This window comes from Bradyrhizobium canariense (assembly GCF_018130465.1).
In the GTDB taxonomy this organism is placed as follows: Bacteria; Pseudomonadota; Alphaproteobacteria; order Rhizobiales; family Xanthobacteraceae; genus Bradyrhizobium; species Bradyrhizobium canariense_C.
This window is the reverse complement of record NZ_JAFCKJ010000008.1, coordinates 341,836-357,265: the sequence shown is the minus strand read 5'-3', so window position 1 is coordinate 357,265 and position 15,430 is coordinate 341,836. Positions and strand designations below refer to the sequence as shown.

Here is a 15,430-nt window from a genome sequence, read left to right as displayed (position 1 = left end):
ATCTGAGGCTCTTAACTCGCCGTCTGGCCAGACCTTGAGGGTGTCTACCCTTTTTGAGTCAGGCTCTCAGGATGAGGTCGGAGCATGGGGCGACGCACGTGCGCGCCTCAATCCACCTTGATATTCGCCGCCTTGATCATCGGCCACCACTTCGCGATCTCCGCCTTCTGGCGGGTGCCGAGCGCCTCGGGCGTGAGCTGATCCTGCGGTGTCATCTCCAGGCCCTGGCTTTCGAGCTGCTTCTTCACGCCGGGATCGTTCAGCGCTTCCACGGCCGCGGCATTGAGTTTGGTGACGATCGCCTTCGGCGTACCCTTCGGCACCCACATCCCCGACCACAGCGTCATGTTGAAGCCCTTCAGGCCCGCCTCCTCCGCCGTCGGGATGTCGGGCGCCGAGGACAGGCGCTTGTCGTCGGTGACTGCGTAGGCGCGAATGGTGCCGGCGCGGACCTGGTTGATGGAGTTCGAAGTCTGGTCGACGATGACGTCGATCTGGCCGGCGATGAGATCGTTCAGGGCGGGCGCGGTGCCGCGATACGGTACGTATTGCAGCTTGATGCCGCTGACGCTCTCGAAATAGACCCCGGCGATGTGGCTGCCGGAACCCGCGCCCGCGGTGCCGGCGGTCGGCGGCGACGGCCGCGACTTCAGCCAGTCCAGCAGCTCCTTCAGCGAGGTCGCGGGCACCGCGTTCTTGCTGACGACGATCATCGGATTGCTTGGCAGCAGCACCACCGGCTCGAGGTCCGCGACCAGGTCGTAATTGAGCTTGTAGACGGCCCCGTTGGCAACGTGAGTGCCGAGATGACCGAACGAGATCGTGTAGCCGTCGGGGGCCGAATGCACGGCCCGGCCGACGCCGATCGAGCCGCCCGCGCCAGTGACGTTCTCGATCACCAGCGGCTGGCCGAGCGCCGTGCGCATCCGCTCGGCAAGCACTCGTGCCATCGCATCCGACGGACCGCCGGCGGCGAAGGGCACGATGATGGTGATGGGACGTGAAGGATAATCATCGGCGCGCGCGGCGCCTGCAACAGCGAGAATAGCAATCAGCGCAGCCAAGGCGGCCTTCATTGTCTTCTCCCAGCAATGTCATTGTTGTTTTTGTCTCTTCCCGCGTACGGGAAGAGGGAGCGTTCGTGAAGAGACGAAATGACGCGCTAGAACTGCGAATAGTCGATCGGCTTGTGGCGATCGAGCGTGCGGGTGACCGGCGGCAGCGGGTATTTCAGGCCGGTGGCGCAGTTGAACAGCATCACGCGATCGGTCTTGCTGACGCGGCCGTCGGCGAGGCTTTCCTTGTAGGCGGCGTAGGTCGCGGCGCCTTCGGGGCACAGTAGCAGCCCCTCCTCGCGCGCGACCTCGTTGAGCGCCGACGAAATCTTGTCGTCGTCGACCGCGATGGCAAAACCCTTGCTCTGGCGCACCGCGCGCAGGATCAGGAAGTCGCCGATCGCCTGCGGCACGCGGATGCCTGACGCAATGGTGTGGGCGTCTTCCCAGCGGGTTGCATGCTCGGTGCCGGCTTCGTACGCACGCACCATCGGCGCGCAGCCGGAGGCCTGCACCGCGACCATGCGCGGGCGCTTGCTTCCGATGAAGCCGATCTTCTCGAGCTCGTCGAAGGCCTTCCACATGCCGATCAGGCCGGTGCCGCCGCCGGTCGGATAGAAGATCACGTCGGGCACATCCCAGCCGAGCTGCTCGGCGAGTTCGAGCCCCATCGTCTTCTTGCCTTCGATGCGGTACGGCTCTTTCAAGGTCGAGGTGTCGAACCAGCCGACTTTCGCCTTGCCCTCGCCGACGATCTTGCCGCAATCGTCGATATAGCCGTTGACGCGGTAGACGGTCGCGCCCTGAAGCTCGATCTCGCTGACGTTCACCTCCGGCGTATCGGCCGGGCAGAAGATCGTGGTCTTGATGCCGCAGGAGGTCGCATAGGCCGCGAGCGCCGCGCCGGCATTGCCGTTGGTCGGCATCGCCATGTGCTTGATGCCGAGCGCCTTGCCCATCGACACCGCCATCACGAGGCCTCGCGCCTTGAACGAGCCGGTCGGCAGGCGTCCCTCGTCCTTGACGATGATCTCGCCGCCGCCGAGCTTTGCGCCGAGCTTGGGCAGCCGGATCAGCGGCGTCGTGACCTCGCCGAGCGAGACGATGTCCTTGCATTTGCGTACCGGCAGCAGCTCGCGGTAGCGCCACATGTCGGCCGGGCGCTGCGCGAGCGCGTCTTTGGTCAGCGCCTTCTTCACGCCCGCGAGGTCGTAGCGCACCAGCAGCGGCTTGCCGGCCTTGGAGAGGTTGTGGACCTGGTCGGCGGCATAGTGATCGCCCTCCATCGCGCATTCGAGATGGGTGACGAAGCTCGGGCGCTCGATGGTGAGGTTGTCGTTGTCGTGCATGGGGTCAGCCCTCTTCTTGTTCTGGTGTTCTCAATGTCCATCTCGTCACCCTGAGGTGCCGGAGCGTAGCGGAGGCCTCGAAGGGCGACAGCCCGGCTGCATCTCGGCCATGCATCCTTCGAGGCTCGCTACGCGAGCACCTCAGGATGACGGATCGGCAGGCGCCACCGTCCAATCGTCAAATATTCAGCACCCTTCCATAAGCATCCAGCACGGCTTCCTTCATCATCTCCGACAGCGTCGGATGCGGGAATACGGTGTGCATCAGCTCTTCTTCCGTGGTCTCCAAATTCATGGCGACGACGTAACCCTGAATCAGCTCGGTGACCTCCGCGCCGACCATGTGGGCGCCCAGGAGCTGGCCGGTCTTCTTGTCGAAGATCACCTTGACCAGGCCCTGGTCTTCGCCGAGCGCGATGGCCTTGCCGTTGCCGACGAAGGGGAAGCGGCCGACGCGGATCTCGCGGCCGTTTTCCTTGGCCTTGGCCTCGGTGAGGCCGACGGAGGCGACCTGCGGTTGGCAATAGGTGCAACCCGGGATCAGGTTCTTGTCCATGGGGTGCGGATGCAGGCCCTTGATCGCCTCGACGCAGATCACGCCTTCATGTTCGGCCTTATGCGCCAACATGGGCGGGCCGGCGACGTCACCGATGGCGTAGATGCCGGGGATGTTGGTCTTGCCGTAGCCGTCGATCACGATGCAGCCGCGATCGGTTTTGACGCCGAGCTTTTCCAGGCCGAGATTCTCGATGTTGCCGACCACGCCGACCGCCGAGATCACGCGCTCGAACTCGGTCGTGACCGGCTTGCCCTTGCCGTCGTCGATGGTGGCGACGACGCTGTCGGCCTTCTTCTCGAGTTTTGTCACCTTGGTCGAGGACAGGATCTTGATGCCCTGCTTCTCGAAACGCTTGCGGGCTAGGCCGGCGATCTCGGCGTCCTCGACGGGGAGGATCTGCGGCAGCACCTCGACCACGGTGACGTCGGAGCCCATGGTGTGGAAGAACGAGGCGAACTCGATGCCGATCGCGCCGGAGCCGACGACCAGCAGCGACTTCGGCATCCGCTCCGGCACCATCGCCTCGAAATAGGTCCAGATCAGCTTCTTGTCGGGCTCGAGCCCCGGCAGCACGCGCGGACGCGCGCCGGTCGCGACGATGATGTGCTTGGCCTGGTAGCTCCCCTCGCCCAGCGCGCCCTTCGGCGCCTCGACGTCGGACTTCTTCACGGTGACCTTACCGGGCGCGTCGATCGAGGCCGCGCCCCAGATCACGCTGACCTTGTTCTTCTTCATCAGGAAGCCAACGCCGTCGTTCAGCCGCTTCGAGACGCCGCGCGAGCGCTGCACCACCGCCTTGGGATCAAACGAGACCTTTTCGGCGGACAGGCCGTAATCCTTCGCATGCTGCATGTAGTGGTAGATCTCGGCCGAGCGCAGCAGCGCCTTGGTCGGGATGCAGCCCCAGTTCAGGCAGATGCCGCCGAGATAGGATTTTTCGACGATCGCGACCTTGAAGCCGAGCTGGGCGGCGCGGATCGCGGTGACATAACCGCCGGGACCGGAGCCGAGGATGATGACGTCGAAGGATGTATCGGCCATGGTGGCTCCCATTCAACTCAAACGGTCGTTGCGCCGCGGGCGCGGCGATTGTGGAAGTAAGTTCTGATCAGCCATTCGACGAGAATGACCGCCGCCATGACGGCGAAGATGGTCAGCGCAATCGGCGCCCAGATGTTGCGCGACAGCGCCTCGCCGGCGAAGAAGGCCGACTCAACGACGTCGCGACCGAGCGGGCTGAGCGTAAGGATCAGCGAAACCAGCGTCGAGATCCAGGGCCAGCGCGTCGTCATGCGCCATCTCACACCATCATCATGACGGGGTTTTCGATCAGCTGCTTGAAGGCACCGATCAGCTCGGCGCCGAGCGCGCCGTCGATTGCGCGGTGATCGCAGGACAGGGTCACGCTCATCATGTTCGCGATCTCGATCTTGCCGCCGCGCACCACCGGCCGCTCCTCGCTGGTGCCGACCGCGAGGATGGTCGCATGCGGCGGATTGATCACGGCGGTGAAGTGGCTGATGCCGAACATGCCGAGGTTCGAGACAGCCGTCGTGCCGCCCTGGTACTCTTCGGGCTTCAGCTTGCGCGAGCGGGCGCGTGTCGCAAAATCCTTCATCTCGTTGGAGATGGTCGACAGAGTCTTGGTCTCGGCCTTGCGGATGATCGGCGTGATCAGGCCGCCGGGCATCGCCACCGCAACGCCGACGTCGGAATGGTGGTGCTTGACCATGCCGGATTCGGTCCAGCTCACATTGCAATTCGGGATCTTCTGCAGCGCGACCGCCATCGCCTTGATGACGAAGTCGTTGACCGAGATCTTGTAGAGCGGCTTCTTCTCCTTGTCCTTGGGAGCAGCCGCATTGATCTCCTCGCGCGCGGCAAGCAGCTTGCCGATGTCGCAGTCGATGGTGAGGTAGAAGTGCGGGACGTTCTGGATCGACGCGGTCAGACGCTGCGCAATCGTGCGGCGCATTCCGTCATGGGGCACGACCTCGTAGGAGCCCGGCTCGAACAGCGACAGGATCTGCTTGTCCGACATGGTCGGCGCGGTCGAGGGCGCGCCTGAGGGTGCCGCGGCAGGCGCCTTGAGGCCCTTGCCGGACTTGGCCTGCTCGACGTCGCGGGCGACCACGCGGCCATGCGGGCCGGTGCCGGTGACCATCGCAACATCGACACCGGCCTCCTTGGCGAGACGGCGCGCCAGCGGCGAGGAGAACACACGGCCGCCATGGCCGTTGCTCTGCGCGGCCGGTGCGGCGGCAGCTTGCGGCGCAGGAGCCGCAGCGGGCGGCGGCGCAGCCTTGGGCGCAGCTGGCGCGGGCGCCGGAGCAGCCGTGGGAGCTTCAGCAGCTTTCGGAGGCGCGGCCGAAGCGCTGGGCTTGGCGGCACCTGCCGCCTTCACGTCCTCGCCCTCGCCGGCCAGCACCGCGATCACGTCATTGACCGGGACATCCTGCGTGCCCTCGGGCACGAGGATCCTGGCGATCGTGCCCTCGTCGATGGCCTCGACCTCCATGGTCGCCTTGTCGGTCTCGATCTCGGCGATGACGTCGCCGGATTTGACCTTGTCGCCTTCCTTCTTCAGCCACTTGGCGAGGTTACCCTTCTCCATCGTCGGCGAAAGAGCGGGCATCAGGATGTTGATGGGCATGCTGACCTCACGAAGAACTTCTCAAAATGCCGTCCCCGGGAGCGAGGACGAACAGACCAGGGTTAGTTGCCGATGTCGCCTTGCCACAGGCGCTCATTGGCAGGATTGGAACGCCAGTTCTTCATCATGGTGATGGAGCGGTCGTCCGCAAGATCGATCCAGGGGATGCCGAACTTGTCGAGGATGTCCTTGGAGCCCGGGAAGGTGACGGATTCCCCGATGACCACCAGTTGGACCTTGAACAGAGCGAGCGCGCCCGCGCACATCGAGCACGGCGACAGCGTGGTGTACATGACGGTGTCGTGGAACGAGATCACGCCGGCCTCGCGCAGGCAGCTCATCTCGCCGTGCAGGATCACGTTCTTTTCCTGCACGCGGTTGTTGTGTCCGCGGGCGATGACTTTGTTGTCGCGGGTCAGCACGGCGCCGATCGGCAGGCCGCCTTGCGCGATCGAGGCTTCCGCCTCGCGGATCGCCTCCAGCATGAAATCGAAATGATAGGATTCGATCGCCACGGTCAGTGTCCCTTCCCGCGCGGCGTCGTGGTGCCGGTGTCGGTGGGACGCTCGATCTCGGCCTGGAACATCTCGATGATCCGGTTCAGCGCGTCCTCCTCGGTGTATTCGCTCTCGCGCGCATAGGCACGCGCGGCGTGACGGGCGAGATCGACCAGCAGCAGGCCCCACATGTCGGGCTCGTCGAAGGCCCGCTGGAACGCCATCGACAGCCCGCCGTCCAGCACGAACACGCGCAGGATCTCGACCGCATCATCGCGGACGAGGACGTCGGGTGGCAATGGCTGCTCCTTCGGGCCCGCCATGGTCTACCTGTAGCAGACGGCTTTGGCGGCCTCGACCACTTCGGCCGCCGAAGGCAGCGCGAGCTTTTCCAGGTTCGCGGCATAGGGCATCGGCACGTCCTTGCCGGAGACCCGGGCGACCGGCGCATCCAGATAGTCGAATGCATGCTCCATGATCCGCGCGGCGATCTCGGCGCCGACACCGCTCTGAGCCCAGCCCTCTTCCACCGTGACGGCACGTCCCGTCTTCTTGACGGAGTTGACGATGGTCTCGGTGTCCATCGGACGCAGCGTGCGCAGATCGATCACCTCGGCCTCGATGCCGTCCTTGGCGAGCTCGTCGGCGGCCTTCAGCGCGTAGCTCATGCCGTTCGACCAGGAGATGATGGTGACATGGCTGCCAGAGCGCACGATGCGCGCCTTGCCGATCGGAATCACGAAATCGTCGAGCTTCGGCACCTCGCCGGTGTGACCGTAGAGCATCTCGTTCTCGAGGAAGATCACCGGATTGGGATCGCGGATCGCAGCCTTGAGCAGGCCCTTGTAATCAGCGGCCGAGAACGGCGCGACGACCTTGAGGCCCGGGACGTTCGAATACCAGGACGAATAGTCCTGGCTGTGCTGGGCGGCGACGCGCGCGGCGGCGCCGTTGGGCCCGCGGAACACGATCGAGCAGCCCATCTGGCCGCCGGACATGTAGAGCGTCTTGGCCGCGGAGTTGATGATCTGGTCGATCGCCTGCATGGCGAAGTTGAAGGTCATGAACTCGACGATCGGCTTCAACCCGGTCATCGCGGCGCCGACGCCGATGCCGGCAAAGCCGTGCTCGGTGATCGGCGTGTCGATGACGCGCTTGGCGCCGAATTCCTGAAGCAGCCCTTGCGTCACCTTGTAGGCGCCTTGGTATTCGGCGACCTCTTCGCCCATCACGAAGACGTCGGCGTCGCGGCGCATCTCTTCGGCCATGGCATCGCGCAAGGCTTCGCGGATGGTCTGCGTCACCATCTCGGTGCCGGCGGGCACTTCCGGGTCGGGCTCTGCGACGGCCTGCGGTGCCGGCGCAGCTTTGGGTGCCGGCGCTTCGGCTTTTGCAGCGGCGGGGGCTGCGGATTCGGCAGCCTTCTGCTGCGGAGCGGGCGCCTTGGCGAGATCGGCGGCACTCTCGCCATCGGCCAGAATCGTCGCGATCGGCGTGTTCACGGCCACGTCGGCGGTGCCCTCGGGGATCAGTATCTTGCCGAGCGTACCTTCATCGGTCGCCTCGACCTCCATGGTCGCCTTGTCGGTCTCGATCTCGGCGATGACGTCGCCGGATTTGATCGTCTCACCCTCTTTTTTCAGCCATTTGGAGAGGTTGCCCTTCTCCATCGTGGGCGACAACGCGGGCATCAGCACTTGAATTGGCATATCGGCTCCAAAGAAAGCTTGCGCGCGTTCAGCGGTAAATATCGGTCCAGAGCTCGGCGGCATCCGGCTCGGGATCATGCTGGGCGAAATCGGCGGACGCGTTGACGATCTCGCGCACCTCGGCGTCGATCGCCTTCAGATCCTGCTCGCTGACCTTGGCGGCCAACAGGCGGTTGCGCACCTGCTCGATCGGATCCTGGTCGTGGCGGACTTTTTCGACCTCCTCGCGCGTTCTGTACTTTGCGGGATCGGACATCGAGTGGCCGCGATAACGGTAGGTCTGCATCTCCAGGATGAAGGGGCCCTTGCCGGCGCGGCACCATGCCGCCGCCTCGTCGCCGGCGGCCTTGACGGCACGGACGTCCATGCCGTCGACCTGCTGGCCGGGAATGTTGAAGGAGGCGCCGCGCTTGGAGAAATCCTGCTGCGCCGAGGCGCGCGAGACCGAAGTGCCCATGGCGTAGCGGTTGTTCTCGATGACGTAGATCACCGGCAGCTTCCAGAGCTCCGCCATGTTGAAGCTCTCATAGACCTGGCCCTGGTTGGCCGCGCCGTCGCCGAAATAGGTGACGCTGACATTGTCGTTGTCGCGATAGTGATTGGCGAAAGCGAGCCCGGTGCCGAGCGAGACCTGCGCGCCGACGATGCCGTGGCCGCCGTAAAAATGCTTCTCCTTGCTGAACATGTGCATGGAGCCGCCCTTGCCCTTGGAATAGCCGCCGCGACGGCCCGTGAGCTCGGCCATGACGCCGTTGGCCTCCATGCCGGTGGCGAGCATATGGCCGTGATCGCGATAGCCGGTGATGACCTGATCACCCGGCTTCAAGGCCATCTGCATTCCGACCACCACGGCCTCCTGGCCGATATAAAGGTGGCAGAAGCCGCCGATCGCGCCCATGCCGTAGAGCTGGCCGGCCTTTTCCTCGAACCGCCGGATCAGGAGCATGTCGCGGAGCGCCTTGAGCTCCTGCTCCCTGGTGAATTCCGGGGGCGAACCGCCGTCGGTCTTGTCCTGTGCAGTGCTTGCGGCGGCTTTCTTGGGTGCGGCCATGGGAATTCCGGGTCAGAGAAAACTTCAGCCCTCTCTAACCCAACTCAAACGCCCTTGGAAAGCACCGCGGCGGCATGGCACGACTTTCATTATGCCGCACTGCAACGTGATCGTAATATTGCAAAATCTTTGACGCGGATCGGGCAACAAATTGACGCGGCCGCCGCACCCGCAGATTCGTGACCGCGTCAAGCAACGTTGAGCCAGCGCGGTCCCGAGATTTGGAACGGGCGGCGCAGAACAGCGCCGCCCTCTCCGCCCGTCCGCCCGATCAGAAGAAGCCGAGCTTCTTGGGGCTGTAGCTGACCAGCAGGTTCTTGGTCTGCTGGTAGTGATCGAGCATCATCTTGTGGGTCTCGCGCCCGACGCCCGACTGCTTGTAGCCGCCGAAGGCCGCATGCGCGGGATAGGCATGGTAGCAGTTGGTCCAGACCCGGCCGGCCTGGATCGCCCGGCCGAAGCGATAGCAGCGGTTGGCGTCGCGGCTCCAGACGCCGGCTCCCAAGCCGTAGAGCGTGTCGTTGGCGATCTCGAGCGCCTCTTCGTCGCTCTTGAAGGTCGTGACCGAAACGACGGGGCCAAAGATCTCCTCCTGGAAGACACGCATCTTGTTGTGGCCCTCGAACACGGTCGGCTGGACGTAGAAGCCGCCGGCGAGATCGCCGCCGAGCTCGGCGCGTCCGCCGCCGGCCAGCACCTTTGCGCCCTCCTGCTTGCCGATGTCGATGTAGGAGAGGATTTTTGCGAGCTGCTCGCCCGATGCCTGCGCACCGATCATGGTGTCGGCCGCACGCGGGTCGCCCTGCTTGATAGCGGCGACGCGCTTCAGCGCCCGCTCCATGAAGCGGTCATAGATGTCGGCGTGGACCAGTGCCCGGCTCGGACAGGTGCAGACCTCGCCCTGGTTCAGCGCGAACATGACGAAACCTTCGATCGCCTTGTCGAAGAAGTCGTCGTCTTCGGCGGTGACGTCGCTGAAGAAGATGTTGGGCGACTTGCCGCCGAGTTCGAGCGTGACGGGAATGAGGTTCTGGCTGGCATATTGCATGATCAGCCGGCCCGTCGTGGTCTCGCCGGTGAAGGCGATCTTGGCGATGCGCGGGCTGGACGCGAGCGGCTTGCCGGCTTCCAGGCCAAAGCCGTTGACGATGTTGAGGACGCCGGGCGGCAGAATGTCGCCGATGATCTCGGCCCAGACCATGATCGAGGCCGGGGTCTGCTCGGCCGGCTTGAGCACGACGCAATTGCCGGCGGCGAGCGCGGGCGCGAGCTTCCAGCAGGCCATCAGCAGCGGGAAGTTCCAGGGGATGATCTGGCCGACCACGCCGAGCGGCTCGTGGAAATGGTAGGCGACGGTGTCGTGATCGATCTCGCCGATCGAGCCTTCCTGGGCGCGGATGGCGCCGGCGAAATAGCGGAAATGATCGATGGCGAGCGGGATGTCGGCGGCGCGGGTCTCGCGGATCGGCTTGCCGTTGTCCCAGGTCTCGGCAATGGCGAGACGCTCGAGATTGTCTTCCATGCGGTCGGCGATCCGGTTCAGGATCGCGGCGCGCTCGGCGACGCTGGTGCGGCCCCAGGCGGCCTTCGCGGCATGCGCTGCATCGAGAGCTGCCTCGACGTCCTGCGCGTCGGAGCGCGCGATCTTGCAGACGATCTGGCCCGTCACCGGCGAGGCGTTGTCGAAATACTTGCCGGAGATCGGCGCGACGAATTTGCCGCCGATGAAATTGTCATAACGTTCGGCGAAGGGACTTTTGGTGACGCTGAGGAATTCCACCTTGTTCATTGATCACTCCCGATGTTTGCTGTTTGCGCAATTCGTCGCGTGGTCGCGACTTGCACCGACGATGTCGCGGGAAGCGTCTTCTGTCAGCCCGGTCGGGAGCGATGACGGAGCCGACCTGTCGCAGTTCTGCGACAGGTGACGAGGCCACACGTCCTGCTACCGCACATACTGACCTCATTCTGAGGCGTGCGCTCTTGCCCGCGTCTCGAAGCATGGCGGGGGTGGCAGTCGGGCCTCTTATGGTTCGAGACGACCGCGTCGCGGTCTCCTCACCGTGAGGGTCTACCGCGGCTCAATGAGCGTTCAGCTCGAACCGCTTGAGCTTTCTGTGCAGCGTGGCGCGGCTGACGCCGAGCGCCTTGGCGGCCGCCGAGACATTGCCGCCCGCGCGCAAGAGCGCCCGCTGCAACACTGCGCGCTGACCACCGGCAAGATGGTCGCGTGCGGTGTCGCCGCCGAGGAGGTCGGCGGCAGGCATCGGCCGCAATGCCCGGCCGGGCGCAATCCCGAGTCCCGCTCGGGCGGACCGGGTCGCGCCGATCACGAGATCGTCCGCATCGACCGCAACGAGGCCGCCGCATTGGCCGTCCGCACCTTGCGTCAGCACGATGCGGGCATGGGCGAAGGCCCGGCGAAACAGGTCGGCCTCGATCCGCTTGGCCGCCTCGCCAGCCGCGAGCGCAATCAGATTGGAGAACGCATCGGTCCGGTCGGCGCGGCAGGAGGAGACGTCGAGCACGCCGGCAAATGCCGCCTCATGGTCGTAGATCGGAACCGCGGTGCAGCTCAGAAGCGTGTTGCGGGTGAAGAAATGCTGGTCGCGGTCGATCGTCAGCGGACGCTGCTCGACAAGGCAGGTACCGATGCCGTTGGTGCCCTCATGCTCCTCGCTCCAGAGCGCGCCGGTCCAGAGGCCCCAGGACTGAAATGTCGCGTCGTCCGCCGGGGTGCCGCGGCGATCGACCGGAACGCCCTCGCCGTCGGCGAGCAGCACGCAGCAGCCGCTCGCGCCGACCGCCTGGTAGAGCCGGTCCATCACACCTCGCGCAGCGGCGAGCAGCGGCGCGATGCGCTCGCGCGCATGGCGCAGCTCGGCTTCGCTCAGCCGGGTCGGCGAGCCGCGGCCGGCGGGATCGAGACGATGCAATCTGGACGAACGGCGCCACGACGCCACGAGCGACGAGCGTGCCGCCTGGCCTGACGTAATGGCGGCCTCGACACGGGCCGCGTGATGCCGGGGGGCTTGCCCATTCATCACTGTTTCCTCCGGGTGGCAATCTAGACCGTGCCGGCATGGCCCGGTTGATCTGCGTCAACCCTGGCCATGGCGGTCGAAGCCATGAGCCCGTTGCGGCGCTGCCGTCAAGGCGGCAGCCCGGTTCCAGGCCTTCAACTTCGAGGCCTTCAACTTTCGGAAGAGTTGTCAGTTCGCCGGGATCGTCCGGACGAGATCGCGCGGATTAACGTAGTCGAGCTGGAAGCGCGCCCGCTCGTCCAGCATGTCTGGGTCGATCTTGGCGGAGCGCAGCAGCGAAACGCGCTGCTCGCTCCTGGCGCGCTCGCGCTTGAGCTGTGCCAGCTCGCTGGTCAGCGCCACGATCTCCTGGTCGAGCTCCTGGCGGGCGTTGAGGCCGTATTTGCCGGTATAGGCGTTGACGCCGAAATAGCCGACGATGGCGGCCGCCATCGCATAGAGGGCAAGACCGGTCAGGATCGATTTCAGGCGCGCGCGGGAGACCATCTTGGGAAGATGGGACAGGTTGGTTAAGGGCGCGCTAATTTCGGGCGGCTGCCCCCGCCCCGGACGCTAACGGACCCTCATGGTGAGGAGGCGCAAAGCGCCGTCTCGAACCATGAAGGCCCGGCAATGTCCCGCAGCCATCCTTCGAGACGAACGCTTCGCGTTCTCCTCAGGGTGGCTGCGGGCGATCTAGTTTCAGCCGTGATGCTTCGCCACGTGCACCGCAAACGCGTCGATATAGGCCTGGAGCACGGGCTTCAGAGAATCCTTGGTCAGGTTGCCGTCGGCATCGAAGGCGTCGCCCACCCCGTTCAGATAGGCCTCCGGCTGCTGCATGATCGGACCGGAAATGCCCGGCAGGATGTTCTGGAGCGTCTTGGCGGCACTGACGCCGCCGAGCGGGCCCGGCGAGTTCGCGATGATGCCGACCGGCTTGCCGTTGAACGAGCTCTTGCCATAGGGCCGCGAGGCGACGTCGATGGCGTTCTTCAGCACGCCCGGAATCGCGCGATTGTATTCGGGCGTGACGAAGATGACGCCGTCCGACTTCTGGAGTTTTTCGCGGAAAGACAGCCAGTCAGCCGGCGGCGCGCCCTCGAGGTCCTGGTTGAAGAACGAGATGCCGGCCGGTGTGACGACCTCGAGCTTGAGCGAGGCCGGCGCGAGCTTGGCGAGCGCATTGGCGATCTTCAGCGAAAAGCTGTCCTTGCGCAGGCTGCCGGCGATCGTGACGATATTGTAGGCCATGGGGTGTCCTCGAAATCTTCAGCGGGAGTGCCGGGGCGGCACTTAAGCGATCCTCGGCGATGGATGCAAGTGCATGGACCGATGTGTTTTGGAAACGCTGAGTTTCTGAACGGTTGCCCAAAACAATCAGGCCGCCAAGCGGCGGCCCGATCTCTCGCACAAACCTGCAGATCGGCTCAGATCGTCGGATTCCACGCCGACGGGATCAGGCGATATTTGGCGCCGTCCTTCTCGACATGGCCGACCGAGGGGAACGTGAAGTGGAAGCCGATCACGGTCGCCTTCTCGGCCGCCGCCATATCGTAGAATTTGTGGCGGGTCTCCTGCGCCATCGCAGCATCGGTGTCGAACACCACATGCCAGTCCGGATTGCGCAGGAAGAACTCCGGAATGTTGGTGACGTCGGACTGGATCAGCACCTTGGCATCGCCAGAGGCGACCGCGAACGAGGTGTGCCCGGGGGTGTGGCCGGGCGTCGCGATCGAGGTGATGCCGGGGGCGACCTCCTTGCCTCCCTCGTATTTCGTCACCTTGGACTCGAGGCCGGCAAAGGTCTTCTTCACGTTGGCGAAGTAGTTCTTCATCATCGGGCTGGACTCGGCCTTGGCGGCGTTCTCCTCGCTGGTCCAGAACTCCCAGTCCTTTCCCGGCACCATGATCTCCGCATTGGGGAAGGCAAGCGCGCCGTCGGCGAGACGAATGCCGTTGGTGTGGTCGGGATGCAGATGCGAGAGCAGCACGACGTCGATGCTCTTGGGGTCGACGCCGGCGGCCTGGAGGTTCTGCAGCGTGCGGCCGACCGCGCCCTTGCTGGGCTCGAGATTGGCGACGCCGTTGCCGGCATCGATCAGCACCAGCTTGGAGCCGGTGTTGATGAGCTGCGGGTTGAACGGCACCGTGACCATGCCCTTCGGCATGTAGGCCGCCTCGCCCGCGGCCAGCGCTTCCTCCTTCGGCGCGTTGACGACGAACTTGTCCGGCATCGGGAAAGTGCGCGCGCCGTCATTGATCGAGGTGCACTCGTAGCCGCCGACTTTATAGCGGTAGAAGCCCGGCGCCTGCGTGCCGGCTTGCGGCACTGCGGCATTGGCGGCGGTCGATCCAAGCTTGGTCACGGCAGCCGCACCGAGGACGGCGGCACCTGCGAGCAAATGGCGGCGATTGAGATCGGTCATGGAGAGGTCCCCTTCTGAGCGCGCCTTGCGGTTTTTCCGCTTTCAATGGCGGCGGAATAATCTCCCGCTTCGCTCAGAAGGCAAGACCTTCTTTCGGTGACGTGCCCTCGCACATCACGATTATTTATTTGGGTCGATGGGGAATTTTTCGCCGTTGGCCTGTCCGCCCCAATATCGCTTCGGTGCATGGCCGTAGATGCGTTTGAAGGCATGTCCGAAGGCGCTCTCCGACGAATATCCCAGCTGCGCGGCGGTTGCCGAAACGGTCGCTCCACGCCGCAGCTGATCGCGTGCAAGGCGCATACGCCACCGAAGGAGGTAGTCGAGCGGCGCGAGCCCCACCAGCGACTTGAACCGCTTCGAAAACGCAGATCGTGACATGGCGATCGCGTCGGCTAATGCTTCCAGGGTCCAGGGGTGAGCAACGTCTTCGTGCATCAGCCTGATTGCCTTGCCGATCCTCGCATCGACCAGCGCGTTGATCCATCCAAAACCCTCGCCGGCACTCTGATCCAGCGCTGCGCGGAGCACCTGGACGAGCAGGACGTCGGCGAGCCTGTCGGTGAGTACGGCCGCTCCGATTGCTGTCCCCCTGATTTCAAGGTCGAGAATCTGGAGCGTGGAATGAATGACGGGTGCCGACGGACTGCGCGATGGTATGAGCAGAAAACGAGGCAGCGTATCGAGCAGCAATTCGGCGTCTGACGCTTCGAAACCGAAACTGCCGGCAAGCAGAACGGTATCGCTCCCCGCGCGACGCGCGACATCCGACTGCGTCCAATCGAATGCCGCTATTCCGTCTTCGGGGGCGAGCCCTTCGTCGTTGGCTAGAACATAGGCTGGTGCATTGGCCAACAGAAAGCAGTCGCCGGTGGCAAGCCGATGATGGGCTTCGTCACCAAAATCAATCCAGCAAGCGCCTCGGATGACGGCGCCGAACTTCAGGGCAGGTTTTGCCGGGAACCGATACGACCAATTGCCGCCCGCCTCGAACCTCGTGCAACGTGCAGCGCGAACGTCCAAGAGTGAAAAGACCTGGGAGAGAGGGTCCAAGGCCTTGCCCAATTGCTTGTCGAAATGCTTGTCCGAGAGTTTGTCCAAGGCT

15 protein-coding genes are annotated in these 15,430 nt (G+C 64.5%); all 15 read right to left on the bottom strand.

Annotated features, from left to right (window positions below; all coding sequences use genetic code 11):
* Window positions 1-107: 107 nt before the first annotated feature.
* Window positions 108-1,076, bottom strand: a complete 969-nt coding sequence (locus JQ591_RS22715; protein ID WP_211398193.1) for a tripartite tricarboxylate transporter substrate binding protein BugD — start codon at window positions 1,074-1,076, stop codon at window positions 108-110.
* An 86-nt stretch (window positions 1,077-1,162) separates the two neighbouring features.
* On the bottom strand, window positions 1,163-2,404 hold the full coding sequence (locus tag JQ591_RS22710) for a threonine synthase (protein WP_211398192.1): 1,242 nt from the start codon (window positions 2,402-2,404) through the stop codon (window positions 1,163-1,165).
* A gap of 178 nt (window positions 2,405-2,582) precedes the next feature.
* Window positions 2,583-4,004, bottom strand: coding sequence for a dihydrolipoyl dehydrogenase (gene lpdA, locus JQ591_RS22705; RefSeq protein ID WP_211398191.1), 1,422 nt, complete (start codon window positions 4,002-4,004; stop codon window positions 2,583-2,585).
* Between the two features lie 17 nt (window positions 4,005-4,021).
* The gene (locus tag JQ591_RS22700) at window positions 4,022-4,255 is read right to left on the bottom strand and encodes a hypothetical protein (RefSeq protein ID WP_211398190.1); all 234 of its coding nucleotides are present in this window, start codon (window positions 4,253-4,255) and stop codon (window positions 4,022-4,024) included.
* 8 nt (window positions 4,256-4,263) lie between these two features.
* Window positions 4,264-5,616: a pyruvate dehydrogenase complex dihydrolipoamide acetyltransferase gene (locus JQ591_RS22695; RefSeq protein ID WP_211398189.1), complete on the bottom strand. Its 1,353-nt coding sequence runs from the start codon at window positions 5,614-5,616 to the stop codon at window positions 4,264-4,266.
* Between the two features lie 62 nt (window positions 5,617-5,678).
* A complete protein-coding gene (locus JQ591_RS22690; protein WP_106946921.1) occupies window positions 5,679-6,131 on the bottom strand; it encodes a nucleoside deaminase in 453 nt (150 codons plus the stop codon).
* Window positions 6,132-6,133: 2 nt separating this feature from the next.
* Window positions 6,134-6,436 (bottom strand): DUF5076 domain-containing protein, encoded by a 303-nt coding sequence (locus JQ591_RS22685; RefSeq protein WP_007590623.1) that lies wholly within the window; start codon window positions 6,434-6,436, stop codon window positions 6,134-6,136.
* Window positions 6,437-6,439: 3 nt separating this feature from the next.
* Window positions 6,440-7,822 carry a pyruvate dehydrogenase complex E1 component subunit beta gene (locus tag JQ591_RS22680; protein WP_211398188.1) on the bottom strand — a complete coding sequence of 461 codons (1,383 nt, stop codon included), beginning with the start codon at window positions 7,820-7,822 and terminating at the stop codon, window positions 6,440-6,442.
* 28 nt (window positions 7,823-7,850) lie between these two features.
* The gene (gene pdhA, locus JQ591_RS22675) at window positions 7,851-8,873 is read right to left on the bottom strand and encodes a pyruvate dehydrogenase (acetyl-transferring) E1 component subunit alpha (RefSeq protein WP_211398187.1); all 1,023 of its coding nucleotides are present in this window, start codon (window positions 8,871-8,873) and stop codon (window positions 7,851-7,853) included.
* A 271-nt stretch (window positions 8,874-9,144) separates the two neighbouring features.
* On the bottom strand, window positions 9,145-10,662 hold the full coding sequence (gene adh, locus JQ591_RS22670) for an aldehyde dehydrogenase (RefSeq protein ID WP_211398186.1): 1,518 nt from the start codon (window positions 10,660-10,662) through the stop codon (window positions 9,145-9,147).
* A gap of 292 nt (window positions 10,663-10,954) precedes the next feature.
* Window positions 10,955-11,917: a GAF domain-containing protein gene (locus JQ591_RS22665; RefSeq protein WP_211398185.1), complete on the bottom strand. Its 963-nt coding sequence runs from the start codon at window positions 11,915-11,917 to the stop codon at window positions 10,955-10,957.
* Window positions 11,918-12,085: 168 nt separating this feature from the next.
* On the bottom strand, window positions 12,086-12,403 hold the full coding sequence (locus tag JQ591_RS22660) for an FtsB family cell division protein (RefSeq protein WP_007590617.1): 318 nt from the start codon (window positions 12,401-12,403) through the stop codon (window positions 12,086-12,088).
* A 195-nt stretch (window positions 12,404-12,598) separates the two neighbouring features.
* A complete protein-coding gene (locus JQ591_RS22655) occupies window positions 12,599-13,150 on the bottom strand; it encodes an NADPH-dependent FMN reductase (RefSeq protein WP_211398184.1) in 552 nt (183 codons plus the stop codon).
* A gap of 176 nt (window positions 13,151-13,326) precedes the next feature.
* Window positions 13,327-14,325 carry an MBL fold metallo-hydrolase gene (locus tag JQ591_RS22650; RefSeq protein ID WP_211398183.1) on the bottom strand — a complete coding sequence of 333 codons (999 nt, stop codon included), beginning with the start codon at window positions 14,323-14,325 and terminating at the stop codon, window positions 13,327-13,329.
* A gap of 120 nt (window positions 14,326-14,445) precedes the next feature.
* A complete protein-coding gene (locus JQ591_RS22645; protein WP_211398182.1) occupies window positions 14,446-15,426 on the bottom strand; it encodes an AraC family transcriptional regulator in 981 nt (326 codons plus the stop codon).
* Window positions 15,427-15,430: the final 4 nt, after the last annotated feature.

Excerpts from the sequence above, each read along its gene's own strand:
- JQ591_RS22685 (WP_007590623.1), bottom strand. The coding sequence starts at position 6,436 with ATGGCGGGCCCGAAGGAGCAGCCATTGCCACCCGACGTCCTCGTCCGC.
- JQ591_RS22715 (WP_211398193.1), bottom strand. The coding sequence starts at position 1,076 with ATGAAGGCCGCCTTGGCTGCGCTGATTGCTATTCTCGCTGTTGCAGGC.
- JQ591_RS22655 (WP_211398184.1), bottom strand. The coding sequence starts at position 13,150 with ATGGCCTACAATATCGTCACGATCGCCGGCAGCCTGCGCAAGGACAGC.
- adh (WP_211398186.1), bottom strand. The coding sequence starts at position 10,662 with ATGAACAAGGTGGAATTCCTCAGCGTCACCAAAAGTCCCTTCGCCGAA.
- JQ591_RS22710 (WP_211398192.1), bottom strand. The coding sequence starts at position 2,404 with ATGCACGACAACGACAACCTCACCATCGAGCGCCCGAGCTTCGTCACC.
- pdhA (WP_211398187.1), bottom strand. The coding sequence starts at position 8,873 with ATGGCCGCACCCAAGAAAGCCGCCGCAAGCACTGCACAGGACAAGACC.
- JQ591_RS22695 (WP_211398189.1), bottom strand. The coding sequence starts at position 5,616 with ATGCCCATCAACATCCTGATGCCCGCTCTTTCGCCGACGATGGAGAAG.
- lpdA (WP_211398191.1), bottom strand. The coding sequence starts at position 4,004 with ATGGCCGATACATCCTTCGACGTCATCATCCTCGGCTCCGGTCCCGGC.
- JQ591_RS22650 (WP_211398183.1), bottom strand. The coding sequence starts at position 14,325 with ATGACCGATCTCAATCGCCGCCATTTGCTCGCAGGTGCCGCCGTCCTC.
- JQ591_RS22700 (WP_211398190.1), bottom strand. The coding sequence starts at position 4,255 with ATGACGACGCGCTGGCCCTGGATCTCGACGCTGGTTTCGCTGATCCTT.
- JQ591_RS22665 (WP_211398185.1), bottom strand. The coding sequence starts at position 11,917 with ATGAATGGGCAAGCCCCCCGGCATCACGCGGCCCGTGTCGAGGCCGCC.
- JQ591_RS22680 (WP_211398188.1), bottom strand. The coding sequence starts at position 7,822 with ATGCCAATTCAAGTGCTGATGCCCGCGTTGTCGCCCACGATGGAGAAG.
- JQ591_RS22660 (WP_007590617.1), bottom strand. The coding sequence starts at position 12,403 with ATGGTCTCCCGCGCGCGCCTGAAATCGATCCTGACCGGTCTTGCCCTC.